The 21,443-nt window shown below is 69.0% G+C and carries 21 protein-coding genes and 1 tRNA gene; 1 reads left to right on the top strand and 21 read right to left on the bottom strand.

Annotated features, from left to right (window positions below):
• Window positions 1-176: 176 nt before the first annotated feature.
• From ACQPXG_RS42215 to ACQPXG_RS42315, 21 genes are all read right to left on the bottom strand, one after another.
• Entirely contained in the window at window positions 177-1,268 is a 1,092-nt protein-coding gene (locus tag ACQPXG_RS42215) for a hypothetical protein (protein ID WP_433464746.1), read from the bottom strand.
• Window positions 1,265-1,753 (bottom strand): hypothetical protein, encoded by a 489-nt coding sequence (locus tag ACQPXG_RS42220; protein WP_433464747.1) that lies wholly within the window; start codon window positions 1,751-1,753, stop codon window positions 1,265-1,267. The genes ACQPXG_RS42215 and ACQPXG_RS42220 overlap by 4 nt, the downstream gene beginning before the upstream one ends.
• Before the next feature lie 10 nt (window positions 1,754-1,763).
• The gene (locus ACQPXG_RS42225; RefSeq protein WP_433464748.1) at window positions 1,764-3,245 is read right to left on the bottom strand and encodes an MCE family protein; all 1,482 of its coding nucleotides are present in this window, start codon (window positions 3,243-3,245) and stop codon (window positions 1,764-1,766) included.
• A complete protein-coding gene (locus tag ACQPXG_RS42230) occupies window positions 3,242-4,567 on the bottom strand; it encodes an MCE family protein (RefSeq protein WP_433464749.1) in 1,326 nt (441 codons plus the stop codon). Before ACQPXG_RS42230 ends, ACQPXG_RS42225 begins: the two co-directional genes overlap by 4 nt.
• Complete coding sequence (locus tag ACQPXG_RS42235; RefSeq protein WP_433464750.1) at window positions 4,564-5,871, bottom strand: MCE family protein; 1,308 nt, start codon at window positions 5,869-5,871, stop codon at window positions 4,564-4,566. The genes ACQPXG_RS42230 and ACQPXG_RS42235 overlap by 4 nt, the downstream gene beginning before the upstream one ends.
• On the bottom strand, window positions 5,868-6,947 hold the full coding sequence (locus ACQPXG_RS42240; protein WP_433464751.1) for an MCE family protein: 1,080 nt from the start codon (window positions 6,945-6,947) through the stop codon (window positions 5,868-5,870). Before ACQPXG_RS42240 ends, ACQPXG_RS42235 begins: the two co-directional genes overlap by 4 nt.
• On the bottom strand, window positions 6,948-7,979 hold the full coding sequence (locus tag ACQPXG_RS42245) for an MCE family protein (RefSeq protein WP_433464752.1): 1,032 nt from the start codon (window positions 7,977-7,979) through the stop codon (window positions 6,948-6,950).
• Window positions 7,976-9,280 carry an MCE family protein gene (locus ACQPXG_RS42250; RefSeq protein ID WP_433464753.1) on the bottom strand — a complete coding sequence of 435 codons (1,305 nt, stop codon included), beginning with the start codon at window positions 9,278-9,280 and terminating at the stop codon, window positions 7,976-7,978. Before ACQPXG_RS42250 ends, ACQPXG_RS42245 begins: the two co-directional genes overlap by 4 nt.
• Before the next feature lie 7 nt (window positions 9,281-9,287).
• Window positions 9,288-10,136, bottom strand: a complete 849-nt coding sequence (locus tag ACQPXG_RS42255; RefSeq protein ID WP_433464754.1) for an MlaE family ABC transporter permease — start codon at window positions 10,134-10,136, stop codon at window positions 9,288-9,290.
• Window positions 10,136-10,987: an MlaE family ABC transporter permease gene (locus tag ACQPXG_RS42260; RefSeq protein ID WP_433464755.1), complete on the bottom strand. Its 852-nt coding sequence runs from the start codon at window positions 10,985-10,987 to the stop codon at window positions 10,136-10,138. The genes ACQPXG_RS42255 and ACQPXG_RS42260 overlap by 1 nt, the downstream gene beginning before the upstream one ends.
• A complete protein-coding gene (locus ACQPXG_RS42265) occupies window positions 10,987-12,096 on the bottom strand; it encodes an ABC transporter ATP-binding protein (protein WP_433464756.1) in 1,110 nt (369 codons plus the stop codon). The genes ACQPXG_RS42260 and ACQPXG_RS42265 overlap by 1 nt, the downstream gene beginning before the upstream one ends.
• Before the next feature lie 496 nt (window positions 12,097-12,592).
• Window positions 12,593-12,985 (bottom strand): 50S ribosomal protein L7/L12, encoded by a 393-nt coding sequence (gene rplL, locus ACQPXG_RS42270; RefSeq protein WP_433464757.1) that lies wholly within the window; start codon window positions 12,983-12,985, stop codon window positions 12,593-12,595.
• A gap of 56 nt (window positions 12,986-13,041) precedes the next feature.
• Entirely contained in the window at window positions 13,042-13,605 is a 564-nt protein-coding gene (rplJ, locus tag ACQPXG_RS42275) for a 50S ribosomal protein L10 (protein ID WP_433464758.1), read from the bottom strand.
• 321 nt (window positions 13,606-13,926) lie between these two features.
• Window positions 13,927-14,805 (bottom strand): LppX_LprAFG lipoprotein, encoded by an 879-nt coding sequence (locus ACQPXG_RS42280; protein ID WP_433464759.1) that lies wholly within the window; start codon window positions 14,803-14,805, stop codon window positions 13,927-13,929.
• Window positions 14,806-14,895: 90 nt separating this feature from the next.
• A complete protein-coding gene (locus ACQPXG_RS42285; protein ID WP_433464760.1) occupies window positions 14,896-15,747 on the bottom strand; it encodes a hypothetical protein in 852 nt (283 codons plus the stop codon).
• A gap of 153 nt (window positions 15,748-15,900) precedes the next feature.
• Window positions 15,901-16,773, bottom strand: a complete 873-nt coding sequence (locus ACQPXG_RS42290) for a hypothetical protein (RefSeq protein WP_433464761.1) — start codon at window positions 16,771-16,773, stop codon at window positions 15,901-15,903.
• 193 nt (window positions 16,774-16,966) lie between these two features.
• Window positions 16,967-17,683, bottom strand: coding sequence for a 50S ribosomal protein L1 (gene rplA, locus ACQPXG_RS42295; protein WP_433464762.1), 717 nt, complete (start codon window positions 17,681-17,683; stop codon window positions 16,967-16,969).
• Between the two features lie 59 nt (window positions 17,684-17,742).
• Entirely contained in the window at window positions 17,743-18,171 is a 429-nt protein-coding gene (gene rplK / locus ACQPXG_RS42300) for a 50S ribosomal protein L11 (protein WP_433464763.1), read from the bottom strand.
• Between the two features lie 357 nt (window positions 18,172-18,528).
• The gene (gene nusG / locus ACQPXG_RS42305) at window positions 18,529-19,368 is read right to left on the bottom strand and encodes a transcription termination/antitermination protein NusG (RefSeq protein WP_433464764.1); all 840 of its coding nucleotides are present in this window, start codon (window positions 19,366-19,368) and stop codon (window positions 18,529-18,531) included.
• 79 nt (window positions 19,369-19,447) lie between these two features.
• The gene (secE, locus tag ACQPXG_RS42310; protein WP_433464765.1) at window positions 19,448-19,702 is read right to left on the bottom strand and encodes a preprotein translocase subunit SecE; all 255 of its coding nucleotides are present in this window, start codon (window positions 19,700-19,702) and stop codon (window positions 19,448-19,450) included.
• A gap of 122 nt (window positions 19,703-19,824) precedes the next feature.
• Window positions 19,825-19,897: transfer RNA gene (locus tag ACQPXG_RS42315), tRNA-Trp, on the bottom strand.
• A 302-nt stretch (window positions 19,898-20,199) separates the two neighbouring features.
• On the opposite strand from ACQPXG_RS42315, the gene ACQPXG_RS42320 reads away from it, so the two are divergent.
• Complete coding sequence (locus ACQPXG_RS42320) at window positions 20,200-21,411, top strand: pyridoxal phosphate-dependent aminotransferase (protein WP_433464766.1); 1,212 nt, start codon at window positions 20,200-20,202, stop codon at window positions 21,409-21,411.
• Window positions 21,412-21,443 lie beyond the last annotated feature (32 nt).

Here is a 21,443-nt window from a genome sequence, read left to right on the forward strand (position 1 = left end):
GGGCCTGTCAGTCAAGAGCGGACTTGGACTTTTCGGGCCCTGACCTGCAGTGAGGAAGGCCATAGTTTAAGATCCCACGCCCTACCGCCGGGTAGGGCCGTGAAACGCCGTCGAGCGGCCGCCCTCGGGAGGGCGGCCGCTCGATCGTTCTCGGCGGGTCCGGCGAGATCAGCGGGTCAGGAGAGGACGGTGAGCGCCGAGGCGAGCCACCTGCCGTCCTTCTTGACCATCGTCATCTTGATGCGGAGCGGCTCGGGGAGCCGCTGCTGCTTGTCGTTCTTGGTGGCGGACGACCGGTTGGCGTAGACGAGGGCCACGACCTTGTCGGGTGTCGCGCTCACCACGCCGACCTTCATGACCGTCGTGTTGGAGACGGCCTGCTGCTGGACGGCGACGGTCCTGAGCTCTTGGGCAAGCTTGTCGTACTGGGTGTGCAGCTTGCCCGTCGTCGTCGCGGACGCGGACTTCAGGTCGGCGTCCAGCGTCTGGTAGTCGTACGACGACAGCTTCTGGGCCGCGCGTGACGCGGCGTACGAAGCCTCCTTGGACGCCTGCTCGGTCGCATTCTGCTCGCGGACCTTGAACACCAGCGCGGTGGTACCGGCGCCCAGCGCGATCGTCAGGACGGCCAGGACCGTGATGACCGTGGACAAGCCGCCAGACCGGAACCGGCCTCGCGGCTTGTCGTCGTCATCGGTGGTGGACTCGGCGGACTTCCTGAGGCTCAGACGTTTGACCTTCGCGGGCTTGACGTCCTCGTCGCCCTCGTCGGCCTTCGCCTCGTCGTCCTGGTCCTCGACCTCCGCCTTGTCGTCGGCCTTCGTCTTATCGTCGGCCTTCGCCTCGTCGTCGGTATCGCCTTCGCCGGACTCGCCGGGCTCGGTTTCGGCGTCCTCCGGGGCCTCCGTCTCCACGGAGGCGGCCTCCGAAGCCTCTGAGCCGTCCTCTGCCGCGTCGTCGCCCCCGGACGCGTCTTCGGAAGCCTTCGCGCCCCGCCGGGGCTTCTCCAGGGATGTGGCCGCCTCGGGGGCGTCCTCGTCCGGAGCCCCGTCCGTCTCATCCGCCTCGTCGGCCTCGGAATCGGCCTCCACGGCCGCGGCCTCGTCCGCCGCGATCTGGGCGAGCCGCGCGGCCTCCCTGGCCTTCGCGGCGGCCTCCTCCGCGAGCCGGGCCGCCTCGGCGGCCTCCTCCGCCTTGGCCGCCTGCTCCTCGGCCCTCGCGGCGCGCTCGGCGGCCCGGGCCGCCCGCTCCTCCGACTTGATCGTCACGGGACAACCTCCAGTCCGGAAACGAGCCAGCGGCCGTCGACCCGTGTGAGGTCCATCTGGTACCGGTAGCCCTGCGGCGTGCCGTTCTGCACCTTGTCGTTCGTGACGGTGCCGGTGAGGGAGACCATCACCTCGGCGGAGTCGCCGTCGATGGAGACCAGCGCGGCGTCGACGTCGGTGACGGTCGACTTGGCCTTGGCCTTGGTCACCTGGTCCATGAACGCCTTCGACTGGCCCGCCAGTTTGTTCTTGAAGTCACCGGTGGTGCCGTTCACGATGCGGTCCAGGTCGCGCTGGGCGGTGTCGGAGTTGAGCGACATCAGGTTCACGCCCATCTGCCGCGCCGACTGGGTCGCCTTCGCCTTCTGGTCGGCCTCGTCCTTGTTCCGCAGCGAGACGACGCCGAGCCAGCCGGACGCGATGGCGAGACCGACCACGACGACGCTCAGGGCGATCGCGGTGACCATGGGGAGCCTGCGCCTCATCGTGTCCCCCTCACTGGCTCAGCGGTCCGAGCAGGAGCCACTTCCACGAGGATTCCTCTCCCAACTGGCGAGTACCGGCGCTGCGCGGCATGACATAACGCTTGCCATCGGGCCCGTAGACCGCACCCGTCGTTGGATCGTATCCAGCGAATTCGACTGAATCCGCCGGATAGGACAGGTACAGGTTGCCGTTCGACAGCTGCCCGGCCGGAGCCCCCGCGGCCGCCGCCTTCCCGGAGGTCTTGCCGGAGCTCTTGCCCTTGGCCTCCGTCTTGGCGCCGCCGTCACCGCCGTCACCGTCGGTGGCGTACGCGCCGCCCTCGGGGAAGCCGGCGCCCGTCGTCGCGCCCGGCGGAACCTGCGGGTAGGGCGCGATGGCCTCCCGCGGGAAGTTCCGGGCTCCGCGCACGTCCGTGGGCGCGTTGTGGGGAGCCGTGCAGCCGGTGTCCAGGCGGGGCTTCTTGGGGGACGTGTCCTGCGGCCAGCGGTGCTTGGTCTTCTCGTAGCCCTTGGTGCAGGCGGGCGGCGCGTCGATGTTCAGCGCGAGCCCCAGATGCTGGGTTCCGTCGCCGGGGGTTACGGTGAACGCGCCGGCGACCGTCACCGGGTAGAGGATGAACAGCGACCGCAGGCCCGCCTTGCGCGACGCGATGATCTGACCGGTGGTGGTGAGGTTCGCCAGGAGGACGGGCAGCGTCGGCGCGAGCTGGTTGATGGCCTTGTGCGTCTCGTCCACCGCGCCCGGCGCGCTGTCGATGGTCTTCCGCAGCGCGGGGTCGTCGTTGCGGAGCGAGGTGGTGAGCTCGTTCAGGTTCCGGGCGAAGCCCCGGATGTTGGCGGCCTGCCCGCGCTGGGTGTCCAGGACGGTCACGCTGTTGTTCAGCAGCCGCTCGGTGTCGGGGTACGCCTCGTTGGCCGTCTTCAGCAGCCGGTCGGTGTCGTCCAGGATCGACTGCAGGTCCGAGGCGGAGCCGGAGAACGCCTTGTCCAGCTCGTCCACGATGACGCCGAGGTCCTTGGTGTTCACCGAGCCGACGAGCGAGTCGACGTTGCGCAGCAGCTCGGCGGTGGACACGGGCAGCGTGGTGCGTTCCCGGGGGATCGTGTACGGCTCGCCCTCGTCCAGGTAGGGCCCGCTCTTCTGGGTGGGCTCCAGGTCGATGTACTGCTCGCCGACCGCCGACCGGTTCGCCACCACGGCCTTCGTGCCCTCGCGCGGGATCCGCTTGCCGCGCTCCATCAGCAGCTTGACGCGGATGCCGTCCTTGGTCAGCTCGATGGGCCCGACCCGTCCGACCGGGATGCCCCGGTAGGTGACCTCGGCGTTGGTGAACACGCCGCCGGAGTCGGTGAGGTCGACGTAGGTGGTGTACTGCTTGCCGAGCAGGCCGCGGCCGAGCCCGATGTAGTTCACCGAGACGATCGCCACGCCGACGACGGTGATGACCGCGAAGGCGATCAGCTGGATGATGACGCCGCGCTTCAGGATCACGAGAGGCCCCCCGCCATCAGGGTCCGCAGACCGCCGTCACCGTAGCCGGGGGCGAACGCGCCCGGACGCCCCTGCGTGCCCTGTGTACTGCCGGGCGTCTTGCCGGGCGCCGGCGTGGAGCCGCCGGGCAGGCCCGGCAGCCCGCCCTGCCCGGTGCCGCCGCCCGGTGTCTGCGGCAGCACGCCGAGCGGCGAGTCCGGCAGCGTCACGTTCGGCACCTGCAGCATGCTGCGCATCTGCTTGCCGCTGCCGAGCAGCCCCTCCAGGTCGGTGCCGCCGAGCAGGTTGTGCGCGATGGACTGGAAGTCCAGGTCCAGGGTCAGCCGGACGTTGCCGTAGTCGCCCGCGATGACGTTCTCGAACGTCGCCGGGAACGGGAAGGTGATCAGCGTCTCCAGCGACTTCGGCAGGTCGGAGCCGGCCTTGTTGAGGTTCCGCAGGATCACGTCGAGGTCCCGCAGGTTGGCCAGCATGTCGGCCTTGGAGTGGTCGATCACGTACGTGGTGGTGCGGCTGAGCCTGTTCAGCGCGACCAGCATCTTGGTGAGGTCGGCGCGGTTGCGGTTGAGGACCGCGATCGCGGGGCCCGTCTTGTCGATCGTGTCCTGGATCGTCTTGCGCTCGTCGGAGAGCTTGCCGGTCAGCCGGTCGATGCTGTCCAGCGCCCGGGTGATCGCGGCGCGGTTCTGGTCCAGCGTCCCGGCGAACGTGTTGACCCGCTGCAGCACCGACCTGATCGTCGACTCGCGGCCGCCCATCGCGGCCTGCAGCTCGTGGCTGATCGTGGAGACCTGCTCCAGGCCGCCGCCGTTCAGCAGCAGCGACATCGCCGACAGCACCTCTTCGATCTCGGTGCCGCGGGACGTGCGATTCAGGGGGATCAGGTCGTTGTTTCCGAGCTGCCCGGTCGGGGTCTGGTTCTGCGGCGGCTCCAGCTGCACGAACTTCTCGCCGAGCAGGCTGGTCTGGCCGATCGTCGCGACGGCGTTGTCGGGCAGCTTGACGTCCCCGCGGAACTTGACGGTGACCAGGGCGTGCCAGCCGCCCCGCGTGCCCGGCTCCCCGGCCAGGTCGATCTTCTCGACCTTCCCCACCGAAACGTCGTTGACCTTGACCGCGGACTGCGGGACGAGGTCCAGCACGTTCTCGAACTCGATCTTCACGGTCTTCGGGTGCGAGCCGAGGTCGGGGCCGCCGGGCAGCGGCAGCGACTCCACGCCGTTGAACGAGCAGCCGGACAGGGCCGTCACGCCCGCGAGCGCGGCGGCGCCGAGCAGCCGGGCGCGGCGGACGTACCGGCGCGTGCGCCATGTCCTGCTCATTGGCCACCTCCAGGCAGCAGCGCGGTGAGATCCCGCGGCTTGCTCTGCGTTCCGGCCGTCGCGGTCTTGTTCGTCTTGTTCGTGGTGCTCGTCTTGCCGGACTTGCCGGGCGCGCCCTGCGGGCCGTAGGCGTCCGGGGGGATCGGCACCGGGTCGTAGTGCGTGGTCAGCGCCGTGATCCAGGACAGATCGAGGCTGAAGCCGGTCAGCGCCTTGCCGATGCCGTTGTACGGCGTGATGAAGTCGAGGCACTCCTTGGCGGGCGTCCCGACCGAGTACGCCAGCGAGCAGATCCAGTCGGCCAGGTTGTTGAACTGGCGGAAGTTGTCACGGGTGTGGATGGTGCCGCTGATCGGGTCGTAGGCGCGGGCCAGGTTGTTGACGGCGAGCGGGCCGGCGGTGAGGATCTCGGAGAGCGCACCCTTCTCCTTCACCAGCACGCCGGTGATCTGGGCGAGCTGCCGGACGTTGGCGGCGAGCTCGGTGCGGTTGTCCTTGACGAACCGCTGCACGTTCCGCAGCGTCGGGGCGAGGGTGTTGAGGGCCGCGCTGAGCTCCTCCTTCTCCCCCGCGAGCTGCCCCGACACCCCGTTGAGGTGCCCGGAGAACGACTTGATCTGCTGGTCGTTGGCCTTCATCGCGTCGGTGATGATCCGCAGGTTCTTGATCGTCTCGGCGACGTCGCCGCGGTCGGTGCTCAGCGTGCTGAGCGCCTGGGAGGCGTCCGCGATCGTCTGCCGGATGTCGTCGCCCTGCCCGTTCAGGTTCGCGGCGCCGACCTGCAGCAGCCGCGACAGCGAGCCCGCCTCGCCGTTCGCGCCCGGCGCGTTGGCGCCCTGCGGGCCGAGCGCCTGGGACAGCTCGTTCAGGTTGCCGCCGATCTCGTCCACCTCGACCGGGACCGCGGTGCGGTTCGTGCCGAGCGTCGCCTTGTCGGCGAGGACGCCGCCGCCCTTGTAGACGGGGGTGAGCTGGACGTACCGGTCGGCGACCAGCGTCTGGTTGACGATGACGGCCTGCGCGTTCGCGGGGACCTTGTACTTGGCGTCGTACCTGATCTCGACCTTGACCGAGTCGCCGGCCGGCTCGACGCTCGTGACCTCGCCGACCGGGATGCCGAGGATCCGGACGTCCGCGCCCTTGTACAGGCCGACGGTCTTGGTGAAGTACGCCATCAGGTGACGCTGCTTCGGCTCCTGGAAGATCAGCAGGAGCGCGGCCGCCAGCACCGCGACGGCGAGGATCGCGCCGCCGAGGCGGAGGATGGTCGCTGAGTTGCGCACGGGAACCTGCCTGCTGCTCACGGGAGGAAGGGCAACGGGTTGTCGCGGTTGGCGCCGGTCTGGCCGTTGCCGGGCGAGCCGTTGCCCGGCTGGCCGCCCTGCTTCTTGGCCGTCGTCCCGCCGCCGCTCGGCGGGTTCTGAATCGACGCGGGGATGGGGATGAGGTTCTGGATCCACGAGTCGAACCAGCGGCCGGTGCCGGTGACGTCGGTGAACTGCCGGGCGAACGGCGCGAACAGCTGCAGGATCCGGTCCAGGTTGTTCTGGTTCTTCAGCAGGATCGCGTTCACCTTCGCCAGGTTGTCCAGCATCGGCCGCAGCTGCTTCTCGTTCTCGTTGATCAGCGCGTTCACCTGCTGGGACAGCGTGACCGTGTTGATCAGCAGCTGGTGGATGACCGCCCGCCGCGCCTGCACCGCCTGGAGCACCTTGTCGCCGTCCTGGACGAGCTTGGCGAAGTCCTGGTTGCGGTCGGCGAGCAGCTTGGAGACGTCCTTGGCCTTGCCGGCCAGCTCGTGCAGCTCGTCGTCCCGGGACGCGACAGTGTTCGACAGCCGGCGCAGCCCCTGCAGCGACGCCTGCACCTCTTCGGGCGAGTTCTTGAACGTGTCCGACAGCACGTCGAACGACTTCGCGACCTGCTGGACGTCGATGGCCCCGACCCGCTGGCTCAGCTCGCTGATCGCGGGCACGACCTCGAACGGGGTGTGCGTCCGCTCGATCGGGATGTTGTGGCCGAGCCTGCCCCGGCCCCGCGGGGTGAGCGCCAGGTAGTGCGCGCCGAGGATCGTCTTGATCTTGATGTCGGCCTCGGTGCGCTCGCCGAGCTTCACCCCGTCGTCCACCCGGAAGGTGACCTTGACGTGGTCGCCGTCGAGTTCGAGGCCGGTCACCTTGCCGACTTTGACGCCCGCGATGCGGACCTCCTCGCCGGCCTTCATCCCGGCCGCCTCCTTGAACGCGGCGGTGTGGGTGGTGCCGCCGGAGATGAACGGAATGTTCTCCAGGTTCATCGCCAGCACCAGGAGGACGATGATGATCGCGAACGCGGAGAGCCCGATGGGGACCGGGTTGCGTTCCCGGAACGGGATCCTCATCTACTTGCACCTCGCGTTCTCGTTCACGATCGCCGGCGTCTGGTAGACCGGTCCGCCCGGCAGCCGCACCCTCGCGTCGAAACCGCAGATGTACATGTTGAACCAGGACCCGTAGGAGGAGATGTTCACCAGCCCCTCCAGCCGCTTCGGCGACCGCTTCAGGCCCTGGTCGATCGCCTTGCCATTGGCGTTGAACGTGGCGGTGAGCTTGCGCAGCCCGGCGATGTCGTTGCGGATGTCCGGGCGGGCGTCGGCGAGCAGGTCCTGCGTGGTGCCGGTCAGGTCGTTGATCGCCGCGACCGAGTCGAAGATCGCCCTGCGGTCGCCGGACACCCCGCTGACGAACCCGCGCAGATCCGTGATCAGCTGGTTGACCTCGGTGTGCCGCTCGTCGATGGTGCCGAGCACGTTGTTCAGGTTGTCGATCACCTGGCCGATGACCTTGTCCCGGTCGGCGAGCGTGTTGGTCAGCGACGCGACGTGCGCGAGCAGGCTGTTGATCGTCCCGCCCTCGCCCTGCAGCACCTGGATGATCTGCATGGCGAGCGTGTTGACGTCCTTCGGCTCCAGCGCGCTGAACAGCGGGCGGAAGCCGTTGAACAGCGTCGTCAGGTCCAGCGCCGGCTTCGTCTGCCCGATCGGGATCGTCCCGCCCGGCTTCAGGTAGTCGTCGACCTGCCCGGCGCCGTCGGTCAGCGCGAGGTACCGCTGGCCCATCAGGTTGCGGTAGCGGATCTGCACCTGCGTGGACGACGGCAGCCCCGCCTTGAAGAGGTTGTCCTTCTCCAGGCTGAACGTGACCTTCGCCTGGCTGCCCTTGTAGAGCTCGACGTGCTCGACCTGGCCGACCCGGACGCCGGCGACGCGGACGTCGTCCTTGTCCAGCAGCCCGGTCACGTCCGAGAAGATCGCCTTGTAGGTGGTGGTCTCCCCGAACCGCATGTTGGAGATCGTCATCGCCAGCACTCCGGTGACCAGCGAGGTGACGACCACGAAGATCGCCAGCTTGATCGCCGCGCTCGTCGTCCTCACTTGACGGTCACCACCGATCCGTCCGCGAGCAGGGGGCCGAACATCAGCGCTGAGACGTCGGAGAGCTGGTCGGCGGGGGTCCGCGTCAGCGGCCCGAGGATGCTCTTGAGCTTGTCCTTCTCGCTCATCGAGCCCGGGTCCACGAAGACGTTCGACAAGGCCCGGCCTCGGCTTCCGCCGCCGTTCGGGTCATCGGGGTTCTTCCACCACAGGTCGTCCTGCGTCCCGTCCAGCGCCAGGTAGTCGGGGGACGGGACCTTCGGGTTCGGCAGCCCGTAGCAGCGCGGGTTGCGCTGGTCGCGGGCCTCCGGCTTGTCCAGCGGGTACTTGTAGCCCGGCCGCGGCTTGACGATCTCGACGGTCAGGTTGAAGGTCTTCGAGCCGTTCGCGCCGGCCGCCCGCTCGGCCTCCGGCCTGATCTTCATCAGCCCGGCGAACACGCACGGCAGGGAGGGCGAGTACCGGGCGACCAGGTCCAGCCCGTCCCGGTTGGCGATGTTGAAGCCGATGATCTTCGGCCCGTTCTGCCGCATGAACACGTCGCCGTCCTCGGCCAGCGCGGTGGTCGCCGGGATCAGCTGCTCGATCGTGGCCCTCTTGTCGGTGATCGTCCGGCTGGTCACGTTGAGGTTGCGCAGCGTCTGCAGCAGGTCCGGCGCCGCGGCGCTGTAGATGTCGGACACGTCCGCCAGGCCGCGCAGGTCGTGCACCAGCGTGCCGAGCTGCGGGTTGATCTTGCGCAGCAGCTCGTCGGCCTCCTCCAGGTTCCGGCCGATCTGGTCACCGCGGCCCTGCAGCGCCGTCGCGAGCGCGTTCAGCGTCGCGTTCAGCTCCGCCGGCTTCACCGCCTGGAGCAGCGGAAGCAGGTCGTCCAGCACCTTGCCGACCTCGACGGCGGCCTGCGAGCGGTCCTGCGGAATCACCTGGCCCTCGCGCAGCCCCGCCGGCCCGGCCTGGGCCGGGATCTCCAGGTCCACGTACTTCTCGCCGAACAGCGTCTTCGGCAGCAGCCGCGCCTGGACGTTCCGCGGGATCAGCTTGGCCTTGCCCGGGTCCAGCGCGAGATGCAGCGTCGCGCCGTCGGCGGTGGCGTCGGTGCCGCGCACCTCGCCGACGATCAGCCCGCGCACCTTCACGTCCGAGTGCGGCAGCAGTTGCAGCCCGGCCCGCTCGCTCGTCACCGTCACCTTGAGCACCGGCGTGAACGCCTTGTTGAACAGCGCCACGGTCAGCGCCAGCAGCAGCACGATCACGACGATCATCGAGATGCCGAGCACCCGGAAACGCACACGTTGGCTCATGCCGGCGTCACCCCGCGATCCGGACGGTCGTGGTGGTGCCCCAGATCGCCATGCCGAGCATCAGGTCCACCACGTTGATCACCACGATGCTGGTGCGCACGGCGCGGCCCACCGCGACGCCGACGCCCGCCGGGCCGCCGGACGCGTGGTAGCCGTAATAACAGTGGATCAGCATCACCAGCACCGCAAAAATGATCACTTTGCCGAATGACCACAAGATGTCGTACGGCGGTAGGAACAAATGGAAATAGTGATCATAGGTGCCGGTCGACTGGCCGTAGAACATCGTCACGATCACTCGCGTCGCCCCGTAGGAGGCGAGCAGGCCCACGATGTACAGCGGGACGACCGCGATCATCCCGGCCAGCATCCGGGTGGTGACGAGGAACGGCATCGACGGGACGGCCATGACCTCCAGCGCGTCGATCTCGTCCGAGATCCGCATCGCGCCGAGCTGGGCGGTGAAGCCGCAGCCGACCGTCGCCGACAGCGCGAGCGCCGACACCAGCGGCGCGATCTCACGCGTGTTGAAGTACGACGCGACGAACCCGGTGAACGCGGCCGTGCCGATCTGGTTCAGCGACTCGTAGCCCTGCAGGCCGACCTGGCTGCCGGTGAAGAACGTCATGAAGCCGACGATCACCACCGAGCCGCCGATCACCGCGAGGCCGCCGGTGCCGAGGCTCACCTCCGCCAGCAGCCGCAGCACCTCGGTGCGGTACCGGCGCAGCACCCGGAACACCCACGCGAACGCGCGGGCGTAGAACGACATCTGGTGGCCGAAGTCGTCCAGCCGGTCGAGGGGCGCCTTCACCACCCGGGAGACCGCTTTTCCCGTCTTTCCAGGGGCAGCCATCACATCCCCTTCGACGGGACGAACTGGAAGTACAGCGTGGAGATCAGGAAGTTCTCCAGGAAGAGCAGCATGAACGTGATGACGACGGTCTGGTTGACCGCGTCGCCGACGCCCTTCGGACCGCCCTTGGCGTTCAGGCCCTTGTAGGCGGCGACCAGGCCGGCGGTGATGCCGAACACGAACGCCTTGAACTCGGCCTGGAGGAGGTCGGGCAGCTGCGCGATCGCGTTGAAGGACGCCAGGTAGGCACCGGGGGTGCCGCCCTGCAGCATCACGTTGAAGAAGTAGCCGCCCATCAGGCCGACCACCGAGACCAGCCCGTTCAGGAACAGCGCGACGAACGCGCAGGCGAGCATCCGCGGCACCACCAGGCGGTGCAGCGGGTTGATGCCCAGCACCTCCATGGCGTCGATCTCCTCGCGGATCTTCCGGGAGCCGATGTCGGCGCACATCGCCGACCCGGCGGCGCCCGCGACCAGCAGCGAGGTGACCAGCGGGCTGGCCTCCCGGACGATCGCCACCACGGCGGTCGCGCCGGTGTAGGACTGCGCGCCGAGCTGCCGGATCAGCCCGCCGACCTGCAGCGACAGCACGCCGCCGAACGGGATCGCGACGAGCATCGTGGGGACGACCGTGACGCTGACGATGAACCAGGCCTGCTGGATGAACTCACGCCATTGGAACGGCCACTTGAAGGTCGCGCGGGCGGTGTCCAGGCACAGGGCGAAGAACCGTCCGGGCTCGCGGACGACGACGTTGGCCGCGCCGTCACCGATCTTCCGGAACGTCGCGGCACCGCCGCCCTTCCCGCCCCGCCGGCCCGCGCCGATGCCGGTTTCAGGAGCGGACATCAGTACCCCGCACCCCCGGGCCGGCCGGGCGGCGGGTTGCCGGGGAACTGACCGGGGCCCCCGGGGGCCGGGCCGGCGGGCGGCATGCCGCCCGGCCCGCCGCCGGCGGGCGCGCCGACGGGCGCCATGGACGCCACGTACCGCGGCCACTCCTCGACCCAGTTGCGGCCGAGGTCGTCGATGAACGAGCCGGGCGGCGGGGTGACGCCGTGCGCGGCGCACCAGGCGCCGGGGGCGTGCATCCCGGCGCGGAGCAGCCCGTTGCTGGCCATCTGCTGCGGCGGGATGGGGGGCAGCTTGCCGGAGTCGAGCCCCATCTTGGCCTCGGCTTCCAGCTCGGACTCGTCCTTCTCCTCGGACATGCCGATCGGGCCGACCTTGCTGGCGTTCAGGAACTGCCGGACGACCGGCTCCTCGCTGGACAGCAGCATCTCCCGGGGTCCGAACATCGCCAGGTGCCGCTGGTACAGCAGGCCGATGTTGTCCGGGACGGTCCGGGCGGTGTTGATGTCGTGGGTGACGATCAGGAACGTCGCGCCGATCTGCGCGTTGAGGTCGATGAAGACCTGGTTCAGGAACGCGGTGCGGACCGGGTCGAGGCCGGAGTCCGGCTCGTCCACCAGGAGGATCTCGGGGTCCAGCACCAGCGCGCGGGCGAGCCCGGCGCGCTTCTTCATGCCGCCGGAGATCTCGCCGGGGAGCTTGTGCTCGGCGCCGAGGAGGCCGACCATCTCCATCTTCTCGAGGACGATGCGCTTGACCTCGGACTCGGACTTCTTGGTGTGCTCGCGGAGCGGGAAGGCGATGTTGTCGAAGAGGTTCATCGAGCCGAACAGCGCGCCGTCCTGGAACAGGACTCCGAACTGCTTCCGGGTGTCGTACAGCTGCGACTCGGGCAGGTACGGCAGGTCGCGGTCACCGATCCAGATGTGACCGCGGTCGGGCTTGAGCAGCCCCACGAGCGACTTCAGGAAGACGGACTTGCCGGTGCCGGACGGACCCAGGAGGACGGAGATCTCCCCTGAGGGGATGGTCAGCGACACGTCCTGCCAGATCACCTGGCGGCCGAAGGACTTGGTCAGGCCCTCGACTCTGATCTCGACGCCCACTCGTCACCTTTCGTCCAGGCCGGGGGAATCCCGAACCAATGAGCGAGTAGCACTCAGGCTCTTTCTGTCGTCACACCCTGTGTCCGCCGTGTTGCTACCGTCCGGTAGCCAGATCGGGTTCCACTACCGTAGCGGCCCCCGGTCCAAATGGAAGGGGTTCCTGCCCAGATCAGCGGCTAAATGCGACGTCGTAAGACAATCGTTACTTACGGCGCCAATGAGACTAGTGGTCCAAGAAGCGTCGTCTCAAGGGGGTGCCGTCAGGCCGCCGCGACCGGACGTCCGCCATCACCGTTGAGGCGTGCGCGACCCAGGTGGCCACAGCGTCAGGACGGGACGCTACGCCGCCGGTCGAGAACCGCACAACCCGTCGGCGCGCACGGTTTCCCGCAAGTGTTTGTCACCTCGGCACAGAAAGGGAGGCGGCCACCCCGACCGGGGTGACCGCCTCCCGAGAGAGCGGTGGAGCCGTGCGGCTCCGGTGCTCTGGAGCGTCCTACTTGACGGTGACCGAGGCGCCGGCCTTCTCCAGGGCCTCCTTGGCCTTGTCGGCCGTCTCCTTGTTGACCTTCTCCAGCAGCGGCTTCGGCGCGCCGTCGACCAGGTCCTTGGCCTCCTTGAGACCGAGGCTCGTCAGGGCGCGAACCTCCTTGATGACCTGGATCTTCTTGTCGCCGGCACCCTCAAGGATGACGTCGAACTCGTCCTGGACGACGGCCTCCTCGCCACCGCCGGCGGCACCGCCGCCGACGGGGGCGGCCACGGCCGCGACCGGCGCGGCGGCCTTGACGTCGAAGACGTCCTCGAACTGCTTCACGAACTCGGAGAGCTCGAGAAGGGTCATCTCCTTGAACGCGTCGAGCAGGTCGTCGGTGCTCAGCTTCGCCATGATGTTTCCTCCGCTATGGCTTGTGATCTGGGGTGGTACGGGGACCGCGGGAATGCCTACTCGGCGGATGCCTCGGCGGCGGGGGCCTCGGCGGCCTCGCCCTCGGACTCGCGCTTGGCGCGCAGCGCCTCGGCGAGCTGGGCGGCCTGCGTCGGCAGGGCGTTGAACAGCGCGGCGGCGTTCGCCATCGAGCCCTTCATCGCGCCGGCCAGCTTCGCGAGGAGGACCTCGCGCGATTCGAGGTCCGCGAGCTTGGCGACCTCGGCCGCGTCCATCGACTGACCGTCGATGAAGCCGCCCTTGATCACCAGCATCGGGTTCGCCTTGGCGAAGTCGCGCAGGCCCTTGGCGGCCTCGACCACGTCGCCCCGGACGAACGCGATGGCCGACGGGCCTTCGAGCAGTTCACGGAACTGCTCGTCGACACCGGCCTCGTTCGCGGCGCGCTTGGTCAGCGTGTTCTTCACCACGCGGAACCGCGCCGTCTCGCCGAGTTTGTCGCGCAGTTCCTTGACCTGCGCGACGGAAAGCCCGCGGTACTCGGTCAGCACGGCACCGCTGGAGCTCTCGAACTCGCTCTTGAGCTCGGCGATCGCCGCGTCCTTGTGGGCCTTGGCCATAGCCCTCCTTCCGATTACCTGGGTGGTCCGATCCGCGCCACATCCGCGAAGGGACGTGGACGCCGATCCACCAAAAAACGCCCCGGCGCAGGCGCACGGGACGTCCAGGCACGGCACGGAGGCCATACGGGAAGCTCTCGTCTCACCTACGCAGGCCGCCCGAACTGAGTCGGGTCCTTCGGTCACCCCGTGAGAGATGACGACCGGCGGTCTTCGGCAGGGAACAGGATATCTGCGTCCCCCGGCTTGGCCAAATCGGCGCCACGCGCGAGGGACCGCGCCCCGGGCGGGGCGCGGTCCCTCGGACGATCCGCGTGCGGGTCAGGCGCCGGGGAGCCCGCCGCCGCTGCCGAGCCGGTTCATCAGCTGGCCGAAGTCGGTGACCTCGCCCGCCGGCGGCTCGGTGATCTGCACCGGCTTGCCGAAGTCGCGGTACTTCATCGTCATCGTCATCGTGCCGCCCTCCGACTCCAGCGACTTCATCGTCATCTGGCGCGGCAGCTGCCGGCCGTCCACCCACAGGTCGAAGTTCATGGCCTGCGTGCCGGTCGTGCCGAGGCTCTTGCGGTACGCCTCCTGGGTCTCCGGGGACAGCTTCGAGATCGCGTCCGACATCCGGTACGTGCCCGTGTAGTGGGTCGTCTGGACGCCGTCGATCGTCTCCTTGCCGACCTCGCGCGCGTCCTTGGACGCCGTCAGCATCTTGGTGTTCTGGACCGGGTCCATCTGCCGGGACTGCTGGAGCAGCTCGTCGATGTTCAGGCCCGACTTGGCGCCGAGCTCGTCCAGCGAGATCTTGATCCACGGCTTGGACCCGCCGCCGAGCTGCGTCAGCATCGGCATCTTCATGTACATGTTCCGGCCGACGAGCCGCTGCTCCATCCCGGACATCGACTTGCCGGCGACCGTCATCTGGCCGAAGTTCATGCTGTAGGCCAGGTCCGGCTTGGTGCGGTACTGCATGGTGCCGTTGGCCGACATGTCGCCGGTGGTCGAACCGGTCATCTGCATCGTCATGTCGGCTTGGAACGAGTCGACCTGGCCGGTCTTCTCGGCGGCCTTGCCGAGCACCTGCGCGGCCGTCAGCTTCAGGCCCTTGCCGGCATCGTCCACGCTCTTCCCGGCGTCCCCGAGGCAGCCGGTCAGCGAGAGGGCGAGGCCGGTGGCCAGCGCCGCGCCGGCCGCGAAACGACGGATCATCGTGGGGGTCTCCTTGGTCGGTCGTGTACGCCCGGGAAATGGGCCGAACGGTACATCAGACGCGAAGGAGGCCCCCGCGGTTCACCGTGCTCAGTTGCCGCCGAGGAGCTGGCCGAGGGACAGCTGCCCCACCTGGTCCGACGGCGGCGGGTTCACTCCGAACGACTTTCCGTAGTCGCTGTAGAGGACCGTGACCGTGCCGTTCTCGCCCTGCGAGCCGGTCGCCTTGGACACGAGCTTGCGCGGCAGGTTGTCGCCGTCCGTCCACAGATCGAAGTTGATCTTGCCGTTGCCGCGGTCCTTCGGCAGCCACTTCTGCACCTTCTCCCGCGCCTGCGGGTCCAGCCGGTTCAGCGCGTCGTCGACGGTGACCGTCCCGGCGTAGTGCGTCGTCTTGACGCCGTCGACCGTCTCGGCGCCGACCCGGCGGGCGTCCTTGGAGCCGGTGAACATCTTCGTCTGCTCGGCCGGGTCCACCTTCTGCACCTGGCTGACCAGGCTCTGGACGTCGAAGCCGGTCTTCTGCGCCACCTGGTTCACGTCGATCCTCACCCACGGCTTGCCGCCGCTGACGAACTGGGCGAGCTGCGGGACCTTCGCGTACAGCACGTTGTCCTTGAAGATCGCCTGGCCCTTGGCGCCCGGGACGCTCTGCCCGTTCTGGCTGAACTCGTCCAGCTTCGCGCTGAACTGCAGTGAGGGGCGCAGCCGGAACTGCCCGTTGGCGTGGACCTTGCCGCCGCCGTCGCCGGTGCCCGTCACCGTCAGGTCGGCCTTGAACGTGTCGGTCTTACCGGTCTTCTCGGACGCCTTCAGCAGCGCCTGGTTCGCGCTGAGCTTCATGTTGCCGGTGTTCTCCGACCCGTCCCCGTTGCATCCGGACAGGAGGAGCGCGGCACCCACGGCGGTGCCTCCGGCCGCCACCACGAGTCGTCGGTTCATGAGGGTTGAGCCTCCCTTGTCGCCCTGCTGGTGTTCCCAGTGTCTCGGGGCGCTAACGGCGCTACATCCCCCGGTGGTACGAATGGCCCCCCGGACGGTACGACCAACGGCGTAGCCGCCCGGCACCCGTTCGGCGGGACCGTATCCGCTGCGTCACCGGTAGGAACCGAAGGTCATCGACCCGGTGAACCCCGCGCCGGGGGCCTGCGCGGTCAACGCGATCGAGGCCGGACGGGCTTCGCTGTCGGCCCACATGTCGAGCCCGCAGCCGGCGCTGTCCGGTATCCACTTGCGGAACGCCTCCGCGGCGTCCTGCGGCAGCAGCGCGTACACGCGGCCCATGAGCGCCTGCGCGGTGAAGCGCGTCCGGTCGGCGTCGTCCGGCTCGCTCGCCGTCATGCCGGGCAGCGTCCCGATCATGAACGTGAACTGCCGCGGGTCCGAGCCGCTCTGCAGCGTGCCCAGCTGCGCCTGCGACAGCGTGGACTGCGTCCACTTCTGCCCGTCGTATCCCTTGAGGGTGCTCCCCTGCACGATCACCTTCTGGGTGACCTCGCTGAGCTCGCCGCCCTTCATCGTCCGCGTGACGCCGACGGCGTTCATCGCGAACTTCGGGTAGAGGGTGAAGGAGGCGGTCTCGGTTGCGTGCTTGTAGTCGCCGCCCGAGCCGACCGTCACCTTCATCTCCGTCTTGCGGGTGAAGGAGTGCAGGCTGGGGCCGGGCTGGGGCGGTGCCGTGGGCAGGCCGTGCGCGGCCGGTCCGCTTCCGGGTCCCGGCGTGCCCGGCCGGGCGCCCGCGCCCGTTCCGGACCCCGGCGCCCCGGAGGCACCGGGCGACACCGTGCCGGACGCCGAGCCGTTCGGGTTGGCGGGATCCTGCTGGGCCATGGCCGCGGCGGGCGGCAGCGCGCCCGTGTCCTTGGGGCCGTCGCCTCCGACCTTCACCACCATCAGGATCGCAGTGGGCACGACGGCCACCGCGGTCACGGCGGAGATGGCGATGGCCCGGTCGGTTCGACGCTTCACGCGAGCAATTCAACACCAGGTTCCCCACCGGTAACTAAGGAATCGGGTACCAAATTGTCCGGTTCCGGACTGCGATCGTTGTATCCGGTGATCCGTGGGGTTGTATCCGGTGATCCGCGCCAGAACGCGGCAGGGCGCCCCCGATCCGATCGGGGGCGCCCTGCCCGGTGACGTCCGGTGACGTCGCGTGCCGTCAGGCCTCTTCGAGCTCCGCGGTCAGGTTGCGGACCGCGTTCGGGTCCACCGGGATGCTCGGGCCCATCGAGGTGGTCAGCGCCGCCTTCTTGACGTACCGGCCCTTCGCCGCGGACGGCTTGAGCCGCTGGATCTCGTCGACGGCGGCGGCGTAGTTCTCCACCAGCTGGCGCTCGTCGAAGGACGCCTTGCCGATGATGAAGTGCAGGTTCGCGTGCCGGTCCACCCGGAACTCGATCTTGCCGCCCTTGATGTCGGTCACGGCCTTGGCCACGTCCATGGTGACCGTCCCGGTCTTCGGGTTCGGCATCAGGCCGCGCGGGCCGAGCACCCGGCCCAGGCGCCCGACCTTGCCCATCTGGTCCGGCGTCGCCACGACGGCGTCGAAGTCCAGGAAGCCGCCCTGGATGCGCTCGATCATGTCGTCGGAGCCGACCAGGTCGGCGCCCGCCGCCTCCGCCTCCTGCGCCTTGGCGCCGACGGCGAAGACGAGCACGCGGGCGGTCTTGCCGGTGCCGTGCGGCAGGTTGACGGTGCCGCGGACCATCTGGTCGGCCTTGCGCGGGTCGACGCCCAGCCGCAGGGCGACCTCGACGGTCGCGTCGAACTTGGTGACCGCGGTCTCCTTGGCCAGCTTCACGGCCTCGACCGGGCTGTACAGCCGGTCCCGGTCGATCTTCTCCGCCGCGGCGCGGTAGCCCTTGCTGCGCTTCATGTGCGTTCCTCCACTGGAACTCGTGGTGCGGGCCAGCGCCGGCCCTTCCACTGGGTGATCTACTTGACCTCGATGCCCATCGACCGCGCGGTGCCGGCGACGATCTTCTCGGCGGCGTCCAGGTCCTTGGCGTTGAGGTCGGGCATCTTCGTGGTGGCGATCTCGCGCACCTGGTCGCGGGTGACCGAGCCGACCTTGGTCTTGTGCGGCTCGCCGCTGCCCTTCTCGACGCCCGCGGCCTTCAGGATGAGCTGCGCGGCCGGCGGGGTCTTGGTGACGAAGCTGAACGACCGGTCCTCGTAGATGGTGATCTCTACGGGGATGACGTTGCCGCGCTGGGACTCCGTGGCAGCGTTGTACTGCTTGCAGAAGTCCATGATGTTGACGCCGTGCGGACCGAGCGCGGTACCGACCGGCGGCGCCGGCGTGGCGGCACCGGCCTGGAGCTGCACCTTGACGAGCGCGGCGACCTTCTTCTTCGGAGGCATGCCTCTCCCTCAGCGTTCCGTTTCACTGTGGTCCCGACTCCCGGATCTCCGGGCAACACGGCGGGCGGAACATACCGCTGTGTTAGGACCTTGACCGACCCCTATCCCCGCCTACGCGGGGAGCAAAGCCGCACCTTGACGAGGGCGGCGATGTTCTTGGGGTCATCCCCGCATACGCGGGGCCGTCGGCTTCTCACGCCGAAGAGCGACACGAGAACCGAGTTCGTCGTCGCCTGGACGAAGACAACCCGTCCAGGATACGCGCTGACCGGAGCGGATCGGCCAGGCCGTGGAGACATGGCCGCCGGGCCGGGCACATCGGTGCCCCGGCGCCATGCGCCGGTCGAGGCGCGCCCGTCAGATCTTGGAGACCTGGTTGAAGGACAGCTCCACCGGGGTCTCGCGACCGAAGATCGAGACCAGGACCTTCAGCTTCTGCTGTTCGGCGTTGATCTCGTTGACGGTGGCGGGGAGGGTGGCGAACGGGCCGTCCATGACGGTGACCGACTCGCCGACCTCGTAGTCGACGGTGGCGGCGACCTTGGCCTGCTCCTTGGCGGCCTTGGCGACGCCCTCCTCGGGCTCGGGCGCGAGCAGGTTGGCGACCTCGTCCAGGCTCAGCGGGGACGGCTTGTTCAGCAGCCCCACGAACCCGGTGACGCCCGGCGTGTTGCGGACCGCGGCCCACGACTCGTCGGTGAGCTCCATGCGGACGAGGATGTAGCCCGGCAGGACCTTCTCGTTGACCTTCTGGCGCTTGCCGCCCTTGATCTCGGTCACCTCGTGCTGCGGGACCTCGATCTGGAAGATGTAGTCCTCCATGTTGAGGGTCTGGGTGCGGGTCTCGATGTTGGTCTTGACCCGGTTCTCGTACCCCGCGTAGGAGTGCACGACGTACCAGTCGCCCGGCTGCAGGCGCAGCTGCATCTTGAAGTCGGCGTACGGGTCGGCCGGCGGCTCGGCGGCCTCGGCCGGCTCCTCGCCCTCGACGGACTCGGCGAGCTCGGCGGCGCCCTCGGCCGCGTCCGGCGCGGGGCCCTCGCCTTCCAGCTTCGTGTCCGCCGGCTCGGCGTCGCCGGCGGAGACGACCTCCTCGGCCGTCTCGTCGACGGGCTCCGCCGCCTGGTCTGCCGCAGCAGCCGCAGCGGACTGGGCCTCGGCAACGGCCTCGTCGTAGGGCTGTGAGGGCTCGGACACGGTGACTCTTCTCTCGGTCTGCGGTGATGGACTTGCGAGGGTACGGCGGGTCTCCCGGTACGGCCCCGGCCGCGCGGCGTCAGCCGAAGAGCTCGTAGACGCCCTTTTGCAGCCCGTAGTCGATACCGGAGACGATCGCGACCATGACCAGCACGAACACCAGCGAGACGGTCGTGTAGGTGATCAGCTCCCGCCGCGTCGGCCAGATGACCTTGCGCAGCTCGGCGATGATCTGGCGCACGAAGAGCGCAGGCGAGGTCCGCCTGGAAGGGGACTTCTTCTTGCCCTTGCCCTCGTCCTTGGCCTCAGGCTCGTCGCGAGTCTCGGTCGCCATTTGCCGCCGTTCACCTCATAGGTCGTGATCCAACCACCATGTGGTTGCCGCGCGGTCCCGTACCGCGGAGTGCCACGGCGCCGCCGTGGCGCGGCCGGCACGGGTGCGCGCACCGCACCTCGCAGGGCAGGAGGGACTCGAACCCCCAACCGCCGGTTTTGGAGACCGGAGCTCTACCAATTGAGCCACTGCCCTTCGTTTCTCCGGCTAAGGAGAAGCCCGACCATGGGATCGGGACGGTGCCGCGTCCCAGCTTACGGCCTTACGAGGATGCCCGCGTGCGGACAGGCTCGTATCACCGGTGGCGCGTCACTTGGAGGGTGAGTCTACGTGCCGGAGGGGCCCGCGTCGAACCGAATAGCGGGAGATCGTCCGGACGCCGCGGCGAACCCCGTCCGACCGGTCGTTCTTCCAAGGGTGCGGGGGTCGTCCCCCCACAGGTGACCGGCCCGGATATATCGCTCGGGTCACGGCGCGCCGTCTGTAACGATAGGGACATGAGCATCGACCGTCCTCGCATCTCCAAGCGCATCGCCGCGATATCCGAGTCCGCCACGCTGGCCGTCGACGCCAAGGCCAAGGCGCTGAAGGCGGCGGGCCGCCCGGTCATCGGGTTCGGCGCCGGCGAGCCCGACTTCCCGACTCCCGACTACATCGTCGAGGCCGCGGTGACCGCGTGCAGGGTGCCGCGGTTCCACAAGTACACGCCGGCGGGCGGGCTGCCCGAGCTGCGCGCCGCGATCGCCGAGAAGACCGAGCGCGACTCCGGCTACAAGGTCGAGGCGTCGCAGGTGCTCGTGACCAACGGCGGCAAGCAGGCGGTGTACGAGGCGTTCGCGGCACTCCTCGACCCGGGTGACGAGGTGCTCGTCCCGACGCCGTACTGGACGACCTACCCCGAGTCGATCAAGCTGGCGGGCGGCGTGCCCGTGGACGTCGTCGCCGACGAGACGACCGGCTACAAGGTGAGCGTCGAGCAGCTGGAGGCGGCCCGCACCGGCCGCACGAAGGTGCTGCTGTTCGTGTCGCCGTCCAACCCGACCGGGGCCGTCTACACGCGAGACGAGGTCGAGGCCGTCGGACGCTGGGCCGACGAGCACGGCCTCTGGGTCGTCACCGACGAGATCTACGAGCACCTCGTGTACGGGGACGCCGAGTTCCACTCGATGCCCGTGGTGGTGCCGGAGCTGGCCGAGCGGACGCTCGTCCTGAACGGCGTGGCGAAGACGTACGCGATGACGGGCTGGCGGGTCGGCTGGATGGTCGGCCCGGCGGACGTGGTGAAGGCCGCGCAGAACCTGCAGTCGCACGCGACGTCCAACGTGGCGAACGTGTCCCAGGCCGCCGCGCTCGCCGCGGTGACGGGCGACCTGTCGGCGGTCGCGGAGATGCGCAAGGCGTTCGACCGGCGCCGGCACACGATCGTGAAGATGCTGAACGAGATCCCGGGCGTGGTGTGCCCCGAGCCGGAGGGCGCGTTCTACGCCTACCCGTCGGTGAAGGCGCTGCTGGGCAAGGAGCTGCGCGGCAAGCGGCCGGAGACGTCGGTGGAGCTGGCGTCGCTGATCCTGGAGGAGGCCGAGGTCGCGCTGGTGCCGGGTGAGGCGTTCGGCACGCCGGGCTACTTCCGCCTCTCGTACGCGCTGGGCGACGACGACCTCGTCGAGGGCGTCTCGCGCGTCGGGAAGCTGCTCGCCGAGGCGGGCTGACCTCTCCCGCGAATCCCGCGAACTCGAAACCG

Origin of the sequence: Spirillospora sp. CA-128828, from assembly GCF_050945415.1 — a bacterium.
In the GTDB taxonomy this organism is placed as follows: Bacteria; Actinomycetota; Actinomycetes; order Streptosporangiales; family Streptosporangiaceae; genus Spirillospora.

What these genes read in the sequence shown, in the direction of transcription:
- rplA (WP_433464762.1), bottom strand. Translation starts at nt 17,683, where the DNA reads ATGAAGCGCAGCAAGGGCTACCGCGCCGCGGCGGAGAAGATCGACCGG.
- ACQPXG_RS42255 (WP_433464754.1), bottom strand. Translation starts at nt 10,136, where the DNA reads ATGGCTGCCCCTGGAAAGACGGGAAAAGCGGTCTCCCGGGTGGTGAAG.
- ACQPXG_RS42285 (WP_433464760.1), bottom strand. Translation starts at nt 15,747, where the DNA reads ATGAACCGACGACTCGTGGTGGCGGCCGGAGGCACCGCCGTGGGTGCC.
- ACQPXG_RS42240 (WP_433464751.1), bottom strand. Translation starts at nt 6,947, where the DNA reads ATGAGGATCCCGTTCCGGGAACGCAACCCGGTCCCCATCGGGCTCTCC.
- secE (WP_433464765.1), bottom strand. Translation starts at nt 19,702, where the DNA reads ATGGCGACCGAGACTCGCGACGAGCCTGAGGCCAAGGACGAGGGCAAG.
- ACQPXG_RS42260 (WP_433464755.1), bottom strand. Translation starts at nt 10,987, where the DNA reads ATGTCCGCTCCTGAAACCGGCATCGGCGCGGGCCGGCGGGGCGGGAAG.
- ACQPXG_RS42250 (WP_433464753.1), bottom strand. Translation starts at nt 9,280, where the DNA reads ATGAGCCAACGTGTGCGTTTCCGGGTGCTCGGCATCTCGATGATCGTC.
- rplJ (WP_433464758.1), bottom strand. Translation starts at nt 13,605, where the DNA reads ATGGCCAAGGCCCACAAGGACGCGGCGATCGCCGAGCTCAAGAGCGAG.
- ACQPXG_RS42320 (WP_433464766.1), top strand. Translation starts at nt 20,200, where the DNA reads ATGAGCATCGACCGTCCTCGCATCTCCAAGCGCATCGCCGCGATATCC.
- ACQPXG_RS42280 (WP_433464759.1), bottom strand. Translation starts at nt 14,805, where the DNA reads ATGATCCGTCGTTTCGCGGCCGGCGCGGCGCTGGCCACCGGCCTCGCC.
- rplK (WP_433464763.1), bottom strand. Translation starts at nt 18,171, where the DNA reads ATGCCTCCGAAGAAGAAGGTCGCCGCGCTCGTCAAGGTGCAGCTCCAG.
- rplL (WP_433464757.1), bottom strand. Translation starts at nt 12,985, where the DNA reads ATGGCGAAGCTGAGCACCGACGACCTGCTCGACGCGTTCAAGGAGATG.
- ACQPXG_RS42230 (WP_433464749.1), bottom strand. Translation starts at nt 4,567, where the DNA reads ATGAGCAGGACATGGCGCACGCGCCGGTACGTCCGCCGCGCCCGGCTG.
- ACQPXG_RS42220 (WP_433464747.1), bottom strand. Translation starts at nt 1,753, where the DNA reads ATGAGGCGCAGGCTCCCCATGGTCACCGCGATCGCCCTGAGCGTCGTC.